The following is a 15,988-nucleotide window of genomic DNA, read 5'->3' on the forward strand; positions in this document are numbered from 1 at the left end:
TCAGGACTCAGGGAAGAGTTGGATCGAGTTGCCCTCCGCAAGGCGCACCACGGCTTTCTTCACTTGGGCACGTTTGCCAGCGAAGCGCCCCATCCGACGCGAGCGTCGAGGGGGATTCATGGTGCTGATGCCGGTGACCTTCACATCGAAGAGCTGCTCAACGGCGGCCTTGATGTCGGGTTTTGCGGCGCGGTGGTCCACCTCGAAGGTGTACTGGTTGATTTCGAGGGCTCGTGTGGCCTTCTCGGTAATCAAGGGACGGCGGATCACATCCGCCAGGCGGCCTTGGAAACGTTCAGTCATCGCCGTAGACCTCCTGGATGGTTGCGAGAGCTTCCTCGCCAAGCACCAAAGCATTGGCATGGAGCAGGTCGAAGACGTTCAGCTGATCCGCGGAGATCAACTTGACTTTCTCCAGGTTGCGCACGGAGCGGCGAACAACATCGGAGGGGTTCGTTAGAACGATGAGCACCTTGGAACCGGCAGCGACACCGAGGCGTCCCAAAGCATCCGTGATCTCACGGGTTTTGGGGGCTTCCAGCGAAGCAGCGAAGTCCTTCACGACAGTCACGTCGTCAATGCGGGCCATCAGCGCTGTGCGCAGGGCCAGACGACGCTCCTTGCGGTTCATCGCAAGGTTGTACGTGCGGGGCTTGGGTCCGAAGATGATGCCGCCGCCCGGTTTCAGGGGAGTCCGGATGGATCCCTGGCGGGCCCGTCCAGTTCCTTTCTGCTTGTAAGGCTTGCGACCGCCACCACGTACTTCTGAACGGGTGAGGGTGCTGGCGGTTCCTTGGCGTGCATGGGCCTGCTGACGCAGAACAGCCCGGTGCATGAGATCAACCGCGGTGGTCTCCTTGGCCACCTTCAGGTCCAGGGTTGCCTTGCCGGCTTCCTTGCCCTGCCAATCACGAACGACACAACTGGCCATCACTTACCTCCTTTGGCGGGCTTGGCGCCCACGCGCACGGCCGGGCGGATGTTGAGCAGCGCACCGGGTTTGCCGGGCACGGATCCCTTCACCACCAGCAAATTGTGCTCGCTGTCCACCTTGAGGATGGTCAGCCCGCGGGTGGTGATTTTCTTGCCGCCGTAGCGACCGGCCATCCGCTTGCCGGGGTAGATGCGGCCCGGGGTTGTACCGGCACCGGTTGAACCCGGTTCACGGTGGTTCTTGGAGCCGTGGGTCATCGGACCCCGGCTGAAACCGTGGCGCTTTTGGTAGCCAGCGAAGCCTCGGCCCACGGTGTCACCGCTGACGTCCACCTTCTGACCGGCTTCGAAATCGCCGACGGTGATGGATCCACCGAGTTCGAGCCCTTCAATGCTGTCGATGCGGTATTCGCGCAGATGACGAAGAAGACCCTCACCGGATTTGGTCAGGTGACCCTGGGCGGGTTTGTTGATCAGCTTTTCGCGGGATTCGCCAAAGCCGATCTGCACTGCGGAATAACCGTCAGTGTCGTTGTTTTTGAGTTGGGTGATGCGGCAGGGGCCGGCTTCGATCAAGGTGACCGGAACAGCTCTGCCCTGCTCGTCGAAGAACTGGGACATACCCAGCTTCTTCCCGAGAATGCCGATGGACATGGGTGGGGAGGAAGCGCCAGCGTGGACAACCACCAGGCGGAGATCCGCATGGGGTCAGGTGCTGATCGATTGGACGCAGACGTGGTTCGAAGCTGAACTCCCGAGGGAGTCGATTCGAATGGGCTAGCGAACGATGCAGCGAGGCTGGGACTTGCATCTGCACGGTGTGCTGTTGCAGTTTCCCGACGGGGATTTCCGAAGAAAGCTCCCGTACTGGCCTAGAGATCCGACGCAATCGTCGAATCTGTTCTGTCGACTGGAGGCCCGGCTAGCGGACGGGCACAGAAACACAGAACAAACAACGAACCTACACCACCGCCCTTGTAGCTCCCCTGATCCCTCTGCCTGCTGCCAGAATCACTCCAATCCCTGTAGATGCCATGCCTCTGCTTCTCACCGGTCAGGCATTTCGCCGCGATCTCGAAGCCAATGGCTGTCTGGCTGTTCAGGCCCCGCTCGAGGGTGGTGCAGAAACGCGCTTGCTGCGTCGTTTGCGAGGCGCTGGATACCGCACCCGCATGACATCAGCCCGGGGACTCGGTGATCCGGAGGTGTTCCTCACCCAGAAGCACGGCATCCGTCCTCCCCATCTCGGTCATCAAAGCGTGGGTCGTGGTGCTGCTGTGGGAGAAGTGCAGGAGGTGGCTCCCCAGCTCGGAGACCTGTTTGAGGGTGATGCCCCTGTGGCTCTCTGGCTTCTTGAGGGTCAGGTGCTGTCGCGTTCGGAACTTCTCTCGCTTTGCGACCTCTGCAAGCGCGAACCCCGATTACGCATCATCGTGGAGATGGGTGGTGCCCGAAGCCTGAAGTGGGAACCGATGACCACACATTTGAACGCCTGACACCTGACGAAGCCCTCGATCAGGGCCGCTGGGTCAAGCTCATCTGTGGGGCCAGCAATCAGGATTTGCCTGCCATTGCCGATCTGACCGCTGTTTTTGCGGCTGTCGGTGTTCATTGCATTGATGTGGCTGCCGATCCAGCGGTCGCGCTTGCAGCCCGTCGTGGCCTCGACTGGGCTGAAGCCCACACGGGCCATCGTCCCTGGCTCATGGTCAGCCTCAGCGATGGCATGGATGCTCACTTCCGCAAGGCTTGGTTCGACGCCGACCGCTGTCCCGCGGACTGTCCGCGTCCTTGCGAAAGGATTTGCCCCGCTGCAGCAATCCCTCCCGGTGCTGGGATCGACCAGCAGCGTTGCTATGGCTGTGGTCGCTGCTTGCCGGCCTGCCCCCATGGGCTAATCGAGGAACGCGACCATCGACTGGCTCCAGAGCAGGTGATCACGCTGCTGAAATCCATTCATCCCGATGCGGTGGAGATTCACACGGGGTCTGGGCATGAGGAGGGCTCCACGATGCTGATCCAAAGCCTTCAGCACCACAACGTTCCCTTGCAGCGCTTGGCCGTGAGCTGCGGGTTGGAGGGTCATGGCGTGAATGCTGATCAGTTGGCTCGGTTGCTGTGGCATCGCCATTCCTGTTTGCGGCAAGCCGGTTACAGGCCCCTCTGGCAATTGGATGGGCGGCCGATGAGTGGTGATGTGGGGGCTGGAACAGCGCGGGCTGCGGTTCAGCTCTGGCGTGCCATGCGTCTTCTGGCACCACCTGGTCCGCTGCAGCTTGCCGGTGGAACCAATGCCGCAACGGTGGATCTTTTGCATTCGACGGAACGGCCGGCTGGCATTGCCTTTGGTGGTGTGGCGCGTCGCTTGCTGATGCCCGTGCTCAATGAGGCGCAAACCCGTGGATCTGCCCTGTGGCAATGGCCCGAGGGTTGGGAGCGTGCCCTCTCCCTTGCGCGTCCATTGGTTACTCCATGGCTGCGCCGCTCTTGCTAGAAGGCTGAAACGCGCAGATCCCATGGGCACGCAACGGGTCACCGACGATCTGGATCGCCTTCTCGAACTTCTGCCGGATGCCGTGCAGGAGCAGTTGCGGGCGGAGGAGGCTCGACAGCAGCTGCTTGAGGTGGTGCTCGATCTCGGTCGACTCCCGGAAGCGCGTTATCCAGGTCGTGCCTTGGCACTGGGCTCCACGCCCTTGTCTCGGGAGGACCTTGCGGCGGTGGTGGCCAGGATTGGTCAGTTCGGAGGCGATAACCGGGCAGGAATTGAAAGGACCCTTCACCGGATCAGCGCGATCCGCAACCGCCAGGGTGAGGTGGTTGGTCTGACCTGCAGGGTGGGGCGTGCCGTGTTCGGCACCGTTGCCATGGTGCGGGATCTTTTGGATGGAGGGCAGTCCCTGCTGTTGATGGGGCGCCCGGGTGTCGGCAAGACAACGGCATTGCGGGAGATCGCCCGGGTGCTCGCTGATGAGTTGGAGCGGCGCGTTGTGGTGATTGACACGAGCAATGAGATCGCGGGTGATGGCGACATCCCGCATCCCGCGATTGGCAGGGCCCGTCGCATGCAGGTGGCCAGGCCTGAACTGCAGCACCAAACCATGATCGAGGCGGTGGAAAACCACATGCCTGAAGTCATCGTGATCGATGAGATCGGCACCGAGCTGGAGGCGCAGGCGGCGCGCACCATCGCTGAGCGTGGCGTGGTGCTGGTCGCCACCGCTCATGGCAATGCCCTGGCGAACCTGATCAAGAACCCCACCCTCAGTGATCTGGTGGGTGGAATTCAGGCGGTCACCCTTGGGGATGAGGAGGCCCGGCGGCGGCGCAGTCAGAAGACGGTGCTCGAGCGCGCGGCTGACCCAACTTTTCCAGTTGCGGTTGAAATGCACAGTCGACACCGCTGGGCCGTGCATACCGACGTTGCTGCCACGGTGGACCAGTTGCTCAGGGGCCTGCAGCCCAGAGTTCAGGAGCGCGAGCTGACTGCTGAGGGTGGTGTTCAGCTTGTCGATCCCCCGCAGTCGTCGGGTTTGCTAAGCCCTCCTTCTCCTCGACCGGCAGCTGGACGGCCTGTCTCTGTTCCTGTGTCTGTGCCTCAGACCAGTGCAGCAGAAGCTTCTCCTCCTGCCCCTCCTGAGAACACCGACGTTTTGCAGGTTCTCTGTTGTGGGATCACCCCCCGGCTTGTGGACGAAACCATTCGTTCTCACGGCTGGACTGCGCGGGTGGTGGACGACTTAAGTGAGGCGGATGTTGTGTTGAGCATTCGGCTGGGACTCAGCCGCCAACCGTCTCTGAGGCGTCAGGCTAGGGATCTTGGGATTCCAATCCTGGTGATCAAGTCCGACACCCTGCCCCAGGTGACCCGTGCTATGGCTCGCCTCTTGAGTCGTCGGGCAAGTGAAACGGCTGCGGATGCCATCGCTCCCGATCGGGCGTCAAAGGACGATGAATTTGCTGCTCTTGAGGAATGCCGGCTTGCAGTGGAACAAGTGGTGATGCCGCAAGGCAGGCCCGTGGAGTTGTTGCCGCGAACGGAACGCGTGCTTCGCATGCAGGCGGATCTTGTCAGTCGTTACCAACTGCGTAGTGATGTTTTCGGTCAAGCCGAACAGTCGCGTTTGCGGGTCTTCCCTCCCTGATCGCCCTTCGCTTGATTCGCCCGGTGGATTGACGAAGGGTTGGCTGCTATGAGTAACTATTAGTGATCCGGTGAGCCGCAGGTTGTGGTCTTTTCCGGTTCAGTGGGCCGTCGCCAAGCGGTAAGGCAGCGGGTTTTGGTCTCGCCATTCCTAGGTTCGAATCCTAGCGGCCCAGTTTTTGTCCATGAACCATCGACCCTTGCTGGTGTTCGATTTCGACGGGGTCATCGTCGATGGCATGGCCGAGTACTGGTGGAGTGCTTGGCATGCGTGTCTTCGCCTTGATGCCTCTCCGACAGGATTGACTCCCGACCGGGTGCCTGATGCGTTCCGTCGGCTGCGCCCATGGGTGCATCACGGTTGGGAGATGGTGTTGCTGGCTGCTGAGCTGCCTGTTCTGGACCCCCAGGTTTGGATGCAGTCCTACGACGAAGCCCAGGCGCTCGCTTTACAGCGTCACGGATGGGAGCCGGAGCAGCTGCAAGCCGCCCTGGATGCGTCCCGTGATGAATCTGTTCGGCAGAACCGCTCCGCTTGGTTGGCGTTGCATCGGCCCTTCCCAGGGTTGGTGGCAAGGCTCCGCCAGCTTGAGGCTGAGGGCGTGGACTGGGCTGTCTTGACCACCAAGACCCAGGCCTTTACCGCTGAGCTGCTGAACAGTCTTGGCCTGCATCCCTGGCGTTTGGACGGTCGCGAAGCTGGAGCGAAGCCCCAGGTTTTGCTTCAGCTTCAGCAGCAGCGAACGTTGTGTGGCTTCGTTGAAGACCGTCGGGCGACGCTGGAGGCTGTGCGGTCCACGCCAGGGTTGGAACGACTGCCCTGCTTCCTGGTGAGTTGGGGCTATCTTCGCCCCCAGGATCAGAGCAATCTTCCTCCCGGGATTGCGTTGCTCCATCCGGATCGTTTCCGGGCCCCCCTGGCGCAATGGCCCTGATTCGCTACGGTACGCTTGTACTACCTGAGACGATTCGGCGCTTCTGTGGCATTGGATCTCTCGTTCCTTAGTTTCAGGTCTCTTCCATGCCTGCAGATATGAAATCCAGTGCTTCCGACCCCCGCTCCTCCGGCGAGAAAGACAAGGCGCTAAATCTGGTCCTTGGTCAGATCGAGCGCAACTTCGGTAAAGGGTCGATCATGCGGCTCGGCGATGCCTCCCGCATGAGGGTGGAGACGATCTCCACCGGTGCTCTGACCCTTGATCTTGCCCTGGGTGGTGGTTACCCGAAGGGCCGGGTGGTGGAGATTTATGGCCCAGAAAGTTCCGGTAAAACCACTCTCACCCTGCATGCGATTGCTGAAGTGCAGAAGCGTGGTGGTGTGGCGGCCTTCGTGGATGCGGAGCATGCTCTGGACCCCGTTTATGCCGCTTCGTTGGGTGTGGATGTTGAGAACCTTCTGGTCTCTCAGCCCGATACCGGTGAGATGGCTCTGGAGATCGTCGATCAACTGGTGCGATCGGCGGCGGTTGATCTTGTCGTGATCGACTCGGTGGCCGCTCTCACGCCCCGCGCCGAGATCGAGGGAGAAATGGGAGACCTGGCGGTTGGCAGTCAGGCGCGTCTGATGAGTCAGGCCATGCGCAAGATCACCGGCAACATCGGCAAGTCGGGTTGCACCGTCATCTTCCTCAACCAGCTGCGTCTCAAGATTGGTGTGACCTACGGCAATCCAGAGACGACCACTGGAGGCAATGCGCTCAAGTTCTATGCCTCGGTTCGCCTCGACATCCGTCGGATTCAGACGCTCAAGAAGGGGACGGAGGAATTCGGGATCAGGGCCAAAGTGAAAGTGGCGAAAAACAAGGTGGCGCCACCCTTCCGCATTGCTGAATTCGACATTCTTTTTGGCCGCGGCATCAGCACACTGGGCTGTCTGCTCGATCTCGCCGAAGAGACAGGCGTGGTTGTGCGCAAGGGCGCTTGGTACAGCTACGAGGGAGACAACATCGGGCAGGGTCGCGACAACACCATCACCTGGATGGAGGAGAACCCGGAATCGACGGCCACGATTGAGACGCTCGTGCGTCAAAAGCTGACGGAAGGTTCGGAAGTGAAGTCGAATTCCATGCGGCCCCTGGCGGCTGCTGCGAAGGCGACTGTCGATAAGTCGACTCCGGGTAAGGCCCCGGAAGCGGCTGCTTGATCTCAGCCGGCTTGGGTCAGTGACTGCTTGCCGCAGACCTGGCCCTGCTGAGCCAGTTCAGCCATTCGGTGTAGTTCCTGGATGGCTTCAGCTCCCTCCAATTTCACGAGTTCTCGGCCATTGCGGGATTCCACCCAGCTGATGCCGAAATCGGAGACAAGAAAGCGCACAATGTGGCCATCGCCGATGTCAGCCACAAAAGACGCGCCATGGCCATCGCGGCCGTCGCCGCAGGAGTAACAGGTGGCTGTGACGCCGGCAGTTTCGAGGCTGCCGGCGAGGGCCTGCAGGCTCATCACCAAGTCTTCGACGACAGACCTGTAGTGCTCGGCTAAACGCGGAAACATGATTGAGTCTCCAATGAGACCAATCCTAAAAGTTTTCTTTCGTTTTCGCGTGTTTGGTCCGGCTGGCCGATCAGGGGGTATCCGAGAGCGTCCACCAACCTGCGGCGGGTCCGATGAATCGCACTGTGATCCATAGGACCACCATGGCTCCGATGCCGATCCAGGCGCCGCGTGTGGTCACCGCCATGAACTGCTGTGTCTGATTGCGCGTCAGAGGAAGCCAGGACACCACTCGCGGCGATGTATCCGGTGCTTTTGTGTTGGTCTTGGGCTGACGAGGGGGCAGGCCCTGTGCAGCTCGGCGGCGTGCTTCTCCCATGCACTTCTGCGCGTTGAACGGAGGTTAGGCGTTGTTCAGTCCGGCAGCAGTCGCTGCAGTGGAATCCAGGGCTCAAGCCGATGCAGCACCTGATCACCCCAACTGCGCCCTCGGAGACGACCATCAAGGATGGCTAGGCGTCCACCGCTGCGTCGCAGTGGTGCAATGGCTGCTGGGATCAAGCTCAATGCTTCCGGCAAAAGCAGGGTGCGGAACCAGTCTTCGCCCTGTTGTTTCATGCGTTCCACCCTTGCTGAGGTGAGTGGATTGTCCAGGCTGGCGAGGGGAAGCATGCCGATAATCAGCTGCGCTGGAGAGGGGAGATGCTCCTGATGCTCAAGCCACCAGTCCCAGCTGCAGGTCACCACACCATTGCTTTCGGGTGCAGTCGATTCATGGTCTACACGGCGTCCGAATTCGGCAGCCAGGGAGCTGGTGAGCTGGCGCCGTAGTTGGTCGTCATTGATCAGAAGGATGGTCATTCCCGCCTGACCAAGGATGAGCCGTCTGCTCTCCTCAAGGAGATGTTGGGAATAGATCCGTGTGTTCGGCAGCGGCTGGCGGCGGGGGGCATAGAGAGGGAGGGGTTCATTGAGCTCCCGTTCGCGCAGTGTTGCGCGAACGTCGGGGACCACCCCCGCCTGCTCAAACTCCAGATCCAGCCTTGCGTTATCTCCATTGCTGCTAAACATCAGGCAGGGGTGATCATGCAGAACCCCCCGCAGAAGTTGAAGGGGTTCCAAGGGGGCCAGCTGCCAGCGCCATTGGAGCAACCGGTGATCGAGTTCAGCCCACTCCGTCCAGTCCGCCGGGTTGATCTTGCGGAGCTTGTCCCAGGGCTCAGGGCTCGATGGCATCAGCTGGAGGAGGTCACGCAGCGCTTGCCCTGCTGATCCCTCGAGTCGCACCGCGCCCCCTGGTCGCGTGGCTCCAGCGAACAGCTGTCGGCTCATCCGGTCATGCAGCTCCATCAACCCGGCTTCAGCCTGTGGGCAGGCTTGGCGAAGCTCGTCCCAGTGATGGGGAGTGATCTCAAACGTGAGGGCGTTGCGCATTCGACGGCTCAACTGATCCATCTCCGGGATCAGCAGTTGTCGCGTGCCCAAGTGCCCGTCCCGATGGGCCTGAATCAGCTCTGCAACATCCATCAACCAGAGCTGTGGCCCCTCAGGTGGGGTTCTCCCTTGCCAACAGGGAAGGCGTAGGCCCTGGTTCCGTAAACGGGGCAATTCCAACTGGAGCAGGCGCCGACGCTGGGGGGCCGTCAACACAAGAGCCCCAGCTTCGGGAGCCAGACAAAGCGGTACAAGAAGACCGAGCCACCAACGTTCGATGCTGCTGGGGGGGAGTTGGACGAGCGTTGTATCGCGACGCCTCAGGCTTCTGGCCACCAACCGGCTCAGGGTCAGGTGGTGGGGCCAATCCGATTCCTCCTGGCGGAGCAGGGTTTTGATCTGATGGTGGGCCTGGGCTTCCAACATCGTCAAACCCTAAGCAGGGCTCCCCCTGTGATTGGTTCATGGCAATCCATCCATCAACATGGCTTTACGACCCTGCAGGAGTGATGGCGGTGCAACCGGGAAGGGTGGGGATCGTTGGCCTTGGATTGATTGGGGGATCCCTCGGTCTCGATCTCCAGGCGCAAGGTTGGACGGTGCAGGGTCTCGTGCATCGTCAGATCACGGCGGATCGTGCCATGGCCCGGAGGCTGGTGGGAACGGTGTCGACGGATCCGCGCTGCCTCGCGGATTGCGATGTGGTGATCCTGGCCTTGCCGATTCCCTTATTGCTGAACCCACCTGAAGAGTTGGTGGCCGCACTGCCTAAATCAGCCGTGGTGACCGATGTCGGTTCGGTTAAGCAGCCCGTTTTGGCGGCTTGGCGCCACCGGCATCCCCGCTTTGTGGCGAGTCACCCCATGGCGGGTACGGCCCAGGCGGGCGTCGATGCCGGTGTGCTGAATCTGTTCCGAGGTCGCCCCTGGATCGCAACTCCGGATGCTCAAACGGACCCCATCGCCTTGGACCAGGTTCGTGATCTTGCCCTCAGCGTGGGTGGACATTGGCTGACGTCCACCGCCTCTCAACACGACCAGGCCGTTGCTTTGATTTCGCATATGCCGGTGCTGGTCAGTGCCGCACTGCTGCGTGCGGTGGGCGATGAGCGGGATCCGGAAATCCGGCAGCTGGCGATGGTGCTGGCCTCCAGCGGCTTTGCCGACACCAGTCGCGTGGGTGGAGGGAATCCGCAGTTGGGGGTGGCGATGGCCTCCACCAATCGAGATGCGGTGTTGCGCGGATTGGCAGCCTACCGCTGGAGCCTTGAGCAGCTTGAAGATGCCGTTCTCCAGCAAAACTGGTCTCAATTGGAGTTGGAATTGCTCCGAACGCAAACCCTGCGCCCAGATTTTTTGAGGGCACCTGGTGAGGTCAGCTCCGAAAGCTGAGGGGCTGTCCCCGTTCCGCCATGAGCTGACGGCAGGCATTCAGGGCAGACAGGCTGACCCCTGCTGTTCCCTCGCCTGGGTAAAGGCTGTCGCCGCAGAGCCAAAAACCGGGCATGGGCGTTCGTCCTGCCAGGCCAAAGGGGCCAAACCGGCTGGGATGCTGCCCGAGTCCCCCCACCATTCCATTGGGACGACCCGTCCAGCCGGCGAAGCCCCGCGGCGTTGCCAGCTCAGCGTGCAACCAGGCATCCTCCCGAAGGTTGAGCCAGCTGTTCAGTTCTGCTTGGATCAGGGTCATCATTTCTTGCTTTCGCTGCTGATAGTCCGGCTCCGGCAAGCGGCACCAGTCACCCGTTGGAGTGAACACGCTGGCGATCAAGGTGGCCTGTCCCCGGGGCGCGCGCCCGTCGCCGTCGCGGCTGACAGAGACAAATAGGGATCCCGGGGATGCGCAGCCGCGCTGGAGATGGCCTGGGCAGGGATCGGGCAGGGCATCACGAGATACCGCTCCGTAGAGAACCAGTGCACCACTCGGTTCATGCAGGTTTTCTAGTCGCCTTCGATATCCCTTGGGCAGCTGATTCAGATCGATCAGTTTCAGCAGGCACTGGGGGGGAAGGCTGCAGACCACATCGCGACTGTTGAGTTGTTTGTGCTCGTCTCCGGCCGTGGTGACATGCACTTGCCAACCGGATGAGCAGGGCTGCAGTTTGGTAACCCGATGCTTCAAAAGCACGTTCCCGCCGTCGCGCTTAATGGCGGCCACCAGCTGGTCGCTCAGCACCTGCATCGATCCCTCCAGATGCCAGAGACCCAGTGGCGCTTGAGCCATCTGTAGGACTGTGGCGCCGTAGAGAGCGGCGGTGCGATTGGCCGGCTCCTGGGAGTACAGCTTCAGCTGGAGGTCGAGAAAGCGCCGCAGCCGTGGATCGTCACCGCATCCACACAGCTGCAACAGATCGGCGATGGTCAGACCTGTGAACAGTCCCGATGCCAGCGTTGCGGGCCGCAGGGCCCGTAGCATGGTGCCGAGATCCCAGAGGGATCGTGGAGTCACCACGGGGTCCTGATTGGCGAACTGCCAGTTGCTGCGATGCAACTGATGGCAAAGGCTCCAGAAAGGTTTGCTGCCAGGAAACTGATGCTCCCGTTCAGCGGCCCACGCTTCCGGGTCATGCCAAAGGGGAATGGGGGGCGAGCCATCACCCAGGTCGACCACACAACCTGGGTCCAGAAGCTCTGCCGTGGGCAGAGGCATGTCCAGATGCTTCAGCAGTCGTGCATGACTGCCCCCGGGCTCTAGCCCAGCGACCTGGGTCGCCCCAACATCAAACACCCATCCACGGCGACGGAATGTTCCTGCACATCCCCCTGTTTGGTGATGCGCTTCCAGCAACGTGACGTCGACGCCATCGCGGGCCAGCAGTGCCGCTGCCGTTAAGCCAGCGATTCCACCACCCACCACGATCACGCTGGAATCGCTCACGACGCCCTGAAGAATCAGGCCATGCTGGCAAGACAGGGAGCTTGCTGAGGATGAACAGCGAACTGCGCCGGGATCTCACCGCGGAAGATGGCCCGTTGGCGGGGGCTGTCATCACGGATGTCTCCCCCGTCGGGGGTGGTTGCATTCATCAGGCCTGGAAACTGTGCCTCCGTGATGGTCAGGTGTTGTTTGCCAAAAGCGGTGGCGCTAGCGCGCTGCCCCTGTTTGAAGTGGAGGCGGAGGCCCTTGAGGCCTTGCATGCCCAAGCCGATGCCTCGTTCTTGGTTGTGCCCCAGCCCATCGCTCTGGCGGCACTGCCCCATGGTGCGGTGCTGCTGTTGCCCTGGTTGGATTGCGGTGGCAACGACCAAACAGCCCTCGGCCGGGGTTTGGCACTGCTTCATCAGTCGTCGATGGCTTCTAGCCCAGCTCGTTTCGGCTGGCACCGTGACGGCTTCATCGGCGCTGGACCTCAACCGGGGGGGTGGCGCGATGACTGGGGATCGGCCTTCGTGGAGTTGAGGCTGCGCCCGCAGCTCGAGGCCCTTGATGGGTTGAATCAAGCTTCAATCGACTTGGACCCGTTGTTGTATCGCCTTGCAGAGCACCTGAATGAACATCAACCGCGTCCTGCGTTGGTGCATGGCGATCTATGGGGTGGGAATGCCGCCAGCCTCGCGGATGGACGGGGAAGCATTTTTGATCCCGCCAGTTGGTGGGCTGATCGGGAAGTCGATCTGGCCATGACCCAACTGTTCGGCGGCTTCGGGGAAAATTTCCGATCTGCCTATCGGACAGTCCTTCCTGAGGTTCCAGGCGCTGACGGTCGGGTTGAGATCTACAACCTGTACCACCTGCTCAACCACGCCAATTTATTTGGGGGCGCTTACATCAACCAATGTCGAGCCAGTCTTGGCGATCTGGCTCGACGGCTTTGAGGATCAGCCCAGGTATTCCTGTCGGAGTGTTTGAACACGCTGAACCAGGGCGTTGCGCTTGTCGCTGGTGGTCAGGTTCTGCCAACTCCATTGGCCGACCACGACCACGCCGAGCAGTTCAAGCAGCCCTGGAACGATCGGTAGGAGATTGATCGTGTCCAGGATGCCCTTGATCAGAATCTGGGCAATGATGACAGCGGCAAAAATGCCAACGATCTTGCCGATGCGTCCCATCTGACTCCAGTCGACCTGGTCAAGGGTGTCGTTCACCTTGCCCAGAACGTCGCTGTAGCGCTCAGCAAAGGAGGTGGTGTCTTCCTGAGCAGGAGCGTCGACGGGTGTCGTCACGGTTGTGTCGGCATCCTTGACTTCAGTGGGGGCGTCACTCATGGAAACGACCATGTCATTCGCTATTTCAGCTGAGGGTATCGGTGAGACGCGATATACGCCATCCGTGCTGCAAATTGATTACCGATGCCACACGGATCTGTGCTGCACGCTGCTGGCACCTCACCCCGAGGAGGGTTGTGCATTGCTGCTTGGCGAACGGGTCTCGCCAGGGCTCTTGAGACTTCAAACGGCCTGGCCCTGTTGCAATGTTTGGGGGCGAGGAGGATCAGAGCAGCAGCCTGTCATCGGCCGCCGCCGCAGATTTCTGGTGGACCCCAGAGAACAGCTTGCAGCGCAGCGTTGGGCTCGTGCACGCCATCAATGTTGTCTTGGCGTGGCCCACTCCCATCCGGCTTCCCCAGCAGTGCCATCGCATCACGATCGGCTTTGGGGAGAGACTGAAGGTCTGATGCTGATTCTTTCGGCTTCGGTTGGGTTGCGTGCCTGGTGGCTGCATGGCGACCGCACCGTGGATGAAATTCCCATCCAGCTTTGGGACACTCACAACCATGCAGGACCGATCGATGCTGAGTGCTGATGAGCGGGGTCGCTATGCCCGCCATCTGATCCTTCCCGAGGTTGGCCCGTCAGGCCAGCTCCGGCTGAAATCTGCGTCTGTGCTGTGTGTTGGCAGCGGTGGGCTGGGATCTCCTCTGCTGCTTTATCTGGCTGCGGCAGGCGTTGGCCGCATCGGAATCGTGGATGGTGATGTAGTGGAGCTCTCCAATCTTCAGCGTCAGGTGATCCACATCTCAAGTGGGGTTGGTCGTTCCAAGGCTCGGTCGGCAGCAGCTCGAATCCATGAGCTCAACCCTCACTGCCAGGTCGATGTGCACGAACACATGCTTGATCTGGACAACGCCTTGGATCTCATCGGTGCCTATGACCTGGTGTGTGACGGCACGGATAACTTCCCCAGTCGCTATCTGATCAACGACGCCTGCGTGTTGCTTGGCAAGCCACTTGTTTATGGATCCGTGCAGCGCTTTGACGGCCAGGTCAGCGTGTTCAATCGCACGCCGATGAGCCCTAACTACCGCGATTTGCTCCCAGAACCTCCCCCGCCTGAGTCTGTTCCGTCTTGTTCAGAGGCTGGGGTGATGGGCGTGATGCCGGGGCTGATCGGTCTGCTTCAGGCCACGGAAGCGATCAAGCTGATCACCGAGATCGGTGAATGCCTGGATGGTCGGCTGCTGGTGGTGGATGCCCTGGCGATGCGCTTTCGGGAACTCACCCTCCGCGTTGATCCCGATCGCCCGAAGATTGAAAGCCTGGTTGACTATCGCGAGTTCTGCCGTCCGGCGACATCGGAGATGGAATCCATCAATGTCATGGAGCTGAAGGCCTTGCTCGACTCCGCCCCAGGCGAGATTGTGCTTGTCGATGTGCGCAATCCTGCTGAGGCAGAGGTGGCGTCGATTGATGGCAGCCATTTAGTCCCGTTGGCCTCATTGGAAAGTGGAGAGGCGATCGATCGAATCCGCTCCCTTTCGGAGGGACGGCGCCTTTTGGTGCACTGCAAACTCGGGGGGCGTTCTGCGCGTGCCGTTGAGCTGCTGGGGCAGCAGGGCATCGCGGCCACGAATGTGACCGGTGGAATTGATGCCTGGTCGCAGCAGGTGGATCCTGCGGTTCCCCGCTACTGAACCCCAGGGTTAGTAATCCACCCCTCGCTTGAGATCGACACCCTGTTCGGCGTAGTGCTTGTGGCACACCATCTCCGAATGGATGCTCGCTAGATCGAAATAGGCGGGAGGGTTTTTGCAGCGCCCCGTGATGATCACTTCGGTTTCCGCCGGTTTGCGGAGCAGTGTCTGCAGGATCGGTTCGACCGGCAGCAGCTCTAAGTCCACCGTGGGGTTCAACTCATCGAGGATCACGGTCTTGTATAGGCCACTTGAGATAGCTGCCCTTGCGATCTCCCAGGCCCGCTCGGCTTCCACGTAGTCAATCGGTTCCTGCTGGCCCCGCCAGACGATCGCATCACGGCCGGAGCGGAGGTGGTCCACCAGATGGGGATAACTCTCGCGAAGGGCGGCGATCGCCGCGTCTTCGGTGTAGCCGCTGCCGCCTTTCAGCCACTGCAGGATCAAGACCCGATGGCTCTTGTCTTGGCTGATGCCCCGACCGATGGCCTGCAGGCCCTTCCCGAGCGCACTGGTCGATTTGCCTTTGCCTTCCCCGGTGTAGATCTCGATGCCGCTGCTCACATTGAGAGGCACGACCCGGTTGTCGTTCATGCCCGGACGGCGATGGGCCCGCATCTCGGAGTGGAGGTCGGCTTCACGCACCAATGGGGCAGGTGCGGCCCGACCGGTGACGATGATTTCCATCCCCTCCGGCCGGTTGCTGAGGGTGCGGACCACATCCTCAAGATCCAGCAGACCGAGGTCCAGCACAGGATTGAGTTCGTCAAGCACCACCACCGAGTAGAGGGCACTAGCGATCGCGCCTTTGGCGATCACCCACCCCCGCTGCGCTTCCTCTCGGTCGAAGCGGGTGGCTTCCTCTGCCGTGAAGTGGTCGGCCCTTCCGGTGCGTAGGTGGTCGATCAGGTGTGGGAAGCCCTGCTGCAAGGCCTCAATGGCCGCATCCTCGTCGTAGGCACGGCCGGGACCCTTGAGGAAGCGCAGCAGCAGCACACGGGTCTGCCGCTGCTCGCAGATGCCGAGTCCGATGGTGCGCAGCACAACCCCAAGGGCGGCTTGGCTTTTGCCCTTGCCCTCGCCGTCATAAATGTGCAGCTGTCCATGGCTGCGCTCGCGACTGTCCGCTGCGGTGACGATGCCGATGCTTTGAGGCATGGGGGCGGCTCTTACCGTTGGAGCCTACAGAGATCAAA

Annotated in this window: 18 protein-coding genes and 1 tRNA gene; 10 read left to right on the forward strand and 9 right to left on the reverse strand. The window is 61.1% G+C overall.

The window, feature by feature from the left end; all coding sequences use genetic code 11:
* Genes FZX13_RS08565 through rplC form a run of 3 tightly spaced genes read right to left on the reverse strand, consistent with a single transcriptional unit; the run spans position 1 to position 1,587 of the window.
* Entirely contained in the window at positions 1-303 is a 303-nt protein-coding gene (locus FZX13_RS08565; RefSeq protein ID WP_115022808.1) for a 50S ribosomal protein L23, read from the reverse strand.
* Entirely contained in the window at positions 296-931 is a 636-nt protein-coding gene (gene rplD, locus FZX13_RS08570) for a 50S ribosomal protein L4 (protein WP_115022810.1), read from the reverse strand. Before rplD ends, FZX13_RS08565 begins: the two co-directional genes overlap by 8 nt.
* Positions 931-1,587: a 50S ribosomal protein L3 gene (gene rplC / locus FZX13_RS08575; RefSeq protein WP_226409201.1), complete on the reverse strand. Its 657-nt coding sequence runs from the start codon at positions 1,585-1,587 to the stop codon at positions 931-933. Before rplC ends, rplD begins: the two co-directional genes overlap by 1 nt.
* A 380-nt stretch (positions 1,588-1,967) precedes the next feature.
* Here rplC and FZX13_RS08580 point away from each other — a divergent pair, with 380 nt between their 5' ends.
* The 6 genes from FZX13_RS08580 to recA all read left to right on the forward strand — a co-directional run bounded on the left by FZX13_RS08580 (position 1,968) and on the right by recA (position 7,220).
* Entirely contained in the window at positions 1,968-2,429 is a 462-nt protein-coding gene (locus tag FZX13_RS08580; protein ID WP_115022813.1) for an NAD(P)H-quinone oxidoreductase subunit N, read from the forward strand.
* A complete protein-coding gene (locus FZX13_RS08585) occupies positions 2,396-3,427 on the forward strand; it encodes an LdpA C-terminal domain-containing domain (protein WP_226409203.1) in 1,032 nt (343 codons plus the stop codon). The genes FZX13_RS08580 and FZX13_RS08585 overlap by 34 nt, the downstream gene beginning before the upstream one ends.
* 22 nt (positions 3,428-3,449) lie before the next feature.
* Positions 3,450-5,078: an AAA family ATPase gene (locus tag FZX13_RS08590; protein WP_226409205.1), complete on the forward strand. Its 1,629-nt coding sequence runs from the start codon at positions 3,450-3,452 to the stop codon at positions 5,076-5,078.
* A 103-nt stretch (positions 5,079-5,181) separates the two neighbouring features.
* Positions 5,182-5,253: transfer RNA gene (locus FZX13_RS08595), tRNA-Gln, on the forward strand.
* 9 nt (positions 5,254-5,262) lie between these two features.
* Positions 5,263-6,012: an HAD family hydrolase gene (locus FZX13_RS08600; RefSeq protein WP_226409206.1), complete on the forward strand. Its 750-nt coding sequence runs from the start codon at positions 5,263-5,265 to the stop codon at positions 6,010-6,012.
* Between the two features lie 86 nt (positions 6,013-6,098).
* A complete protein-coding gene (recA, locus tag FZX13_RS08605; protein ID WP_115022820.1) occupies positions 6,099-7,220 on the forward strand; it encodes a recombinase RecA in 1,122 nt (373 codons plus the stop codon).
* Positions 7,221-7,222: 2 nt separating this feature from the next.
* On the opposite strand, the gene FZX13_RS08610 is transcribed toward recA, so the two are convergent.
* From FZX13_RS08610 to FZX13_RS08620, 3 genes are all read right to left on the reverse strand, one after another.
* Positions 7,223-7,567, reverse strand: coding sequence for a DUF1815 family protein (locus FZX13_RS08610; protein ID WP_226398191.1), 345 nt, complete (start codon positions 7,565-7,567; stop codon positions 7,223-7,225).
* Positions 7,568-7,637: 70 nt separating this feature from the next.
* Positions 7,638-7,886 carry a DUF2839 domain-containing protein gene (locus FZX13_RS08615; protein ID WP_226409208.1) on the reverse strand — a complete coding sequence of 83 codons (249 nt, stop codon included), beginning with the start codon at positions 7,884-7,886 and terminating at the stop codon, positions 7,638-7,640.
* 35 nt (positions 7,887-7,921) lie between these two features.
* A complete protein-coding gene (locus FZX13_RS08620) occupies positions 7,922-9,367 on the reverse strand; it encodes a helicase (RefSeq protein WP_226409302.1) in 1,446 nt (481 codons plus the stop codon).
* An 83-nt stretch (positions 9,368-9,450) separates the two neighbouring features.
* Here FZX13_RS08620 and FZX13_RS08625 point away from each other — a divergent pair, with 83 nt between their 5' ends.
* Entirely contained in the window at positions 9,451-10,332 is an 882-nt protein-coding gene (locus FZX13_RS08625) for a prephenate/arogenate dehydrogenase (RefSeq protein WP_115022828.1), read from the forward strand.
* Here FZX13_RS08625 and crtD read toward each other — a convergent pair.
* Positions 10,316-11,818, reverse strand: a complete 1,503-nt coding sequence (crtD, locus tag FZX13_RS08630) for a C-3',4' desaturase CrtD (protein WP_226409210.1) — start codon at positions 11,816-11,818, stop codon at positions 10,316-10,318. The genes FZX13_RS08625 and crtD overlap by 17 nt on opposite strands.
* Positions 11,819-11,868: 50 nt before the next feature.
* Here crtD and FZX13_RS08635 point away from each other — a divergent pair, with 50 nt between their 5' ends.
* Positions 11,869-12,756 carry a fructosamine kinase family protein gene (locus FZX13_RS08635; protein ID WP_226409211.1) on the forward strand — a complete coding sequence of 296 codons (888 nt, stop codon included), beginning with the start codon at positions 11,869-11,871 and terminating at the stop codon, positions 12,754-12,756.
* Between the two features lie 3 nt (positions 12,757-12,759).
* Here the strand turns inward: FZX13_RS08635 and FZX13_RS08640 are convergent, their stop codons facing one another.
* The gene (locus FZX13_RS08640) at positions 12,760-13,146 is read right to left on the reverse strand and encodes a CAAD domain-containing protein (RefSeq protein ID WP_226409213.1); all 387 of its coding nucleotides are present in this window, start codon (positions 13,144-13,146) and stop codon (positions 12,760-12,762) included.
* Positions 13,147-13,156: 10 nt separating this feature from the next.
* On the opposite strand from FZX13_RS08640, the gene FZX13_RS08645 reads away from it, so the two are divergent.
* Together FZX13_RS08645 and moeB are read left to right on the forward strand one after the other, a co-directional pair.
* On the forward strand, positions 13,157-13,684 hold the full coding sequence (locus FZX13_RS08645) for a M67 family metallopeptidase (RefSeq protein WP_226409215.1): 528 nt from the start codon (positions 13,157-13,159) through the stop codon (positions 13,682-13,684).
* A complete protein-coding gene (gene moeB, locus FZX13_RS08650; RefSeq protein ID WP_226409217.1) occupies positions 13,656-14,792 on the forward strand; it encodes a molybdopterin-synthase adenylyltransferase MoeB in 1,137 nt (378 codons plus the stop codon). Before FZX13_RS08645 ends, moeB begins: the two co-directional genes overlap by 29 nt.
* 9 nt (positions 14,793-14,801) lie before the next feature.
* Here the strand turns inward: moeB and FZX13_RS08655 are convergent, their stop codons facing one another.
* On the reverse strand, positions 14,802-15,950 hold the full coding sequence (locus FZX13_RS08655) for a cob(I)yrinic acid a,c-diamide adenosyltransferase (RefSeq protein ID WP_115022838.1): 1,149 nt from the start codon (positions 15,948-15,950) through the stop codon (positions 14,802-14,804).
* Positions 15,951-15,988 lie beyond the last annotated feature (38 nt).

The sequence above is a fragment of the Synechococcus sp. MU1625 genome, assembly GCF_020514205.1.
GTDB lineage: Bacteria > Cyanobacteriota > Cyanobacteriia > PCC-6307 > Cyanobiaceae > Parasynechococcus.

Coding starts and splice junctions, on each gene's coding strand:
- FZX13_RS08565 (WP_115022808.1), bottom strand. CDS start 303: ATGACTGAACGTTTCCAAGGCCGCCTGGCGGATGTGATCCGCCGTCCC.
- rplD (WP_115022810.1), bottom strand. CDS start 931: ATGGCCAGTTGTGTCGTTCGTGATTGGCAGGGCAAGGAAGCCGGCAAG.
- rplC (WP_226409201.1), bottom strand. CDS start 1,587: ATGTCCATCGGCATTCTCGGGAAGAAGCTGGGTATGTCCCAGTTCTTC.
- FZX13_RS08580 (WP_115022813.1), top strand. CDS start 1,968: ATGCCTCTGCTTCTCACCGGTCAGGCATTTCGCCGCGATCTCGAAGCC.
- FZX13_RS08590 (WP_226409205.1), top strand. CDS start 3,450: ATGGGCACGCAACGGGTCACCGACGATCTGGATCGCCTTCTCGAACTT.
- FZX13_RS08600 (WP_226409206.1), top strand. CDS start 5,263: ATGAACCATCGACCCTTGCTGGTGTTCGATTTCGACGGGGTCATCGTC.
- recA (WP_115022820.1), top strand. CDS start 6,099: ATGCCTGCAGATATGAAATCCAGTGCTTCCGACCCCCGCTCCTCCGGC.
- FZX13_RS08610 (WP_226398191.1), bottom strand. CDS start 7,567: ATGTTTCCGCGTTTAGCCGAGCACTACAGGTCTGTCGTCGAAGACTTG.
- FZX13_RS08615 (WP_226409208.1), bottom strand. CDS start 7,886: ATGGGAGAAGCACGCCGCCGAGCTGCACAGGGCCTGCCCCCTCGTCAG.
- FZX13_RS08620 (WP_226409302.1), bottom strand. CDS start 9,367: ATGTTGGAAGCCCAGGCCCACCATCAGATCAAAACCCTGCTCCGCCAG.
- FZX13_RS08625 (WP_115022828.1), top strand. CDS start 9,451: ATGGCGGTGCAACCGGGAAGGGTGGGGATCGTTGGCCTTGGATTGATT.
- FZX13_RS08635 (WP_226409211.1), top strand. CDS start 11,869: ATGAACAGCGAACTGCGCCGGGATCTCACCGCGGAAGATGGCCCGTTG.
- FZX13_RS08640 (WP_226409213.1), bottom strand. CDS start 13,146: ATGAGTGACGCCCCCACTGAAGTCAAGGATGCCGACACAACCGTGACG.
- FZX13_RS08645 (WP_226409215.1), top strand. CDS start 13,157: ATGTCATTCGCTATTTCAGCTGAGGGTATCGGTGAGACGCGATATACG.
- moeB (WP_226409217.1), top strand. CDS start 13,656: ATGCAGGACCGATCGATGCTGAGTGCTGATGAGCGGGGTCGCTATGCC.
- FZX13_RS08655 (WP_115022838.1), bottom strand. CDS start 15,950: ATGCCTCAAAGCATCGGCATCGTCACCGCAGCGGACAGTCGCGAGCGC.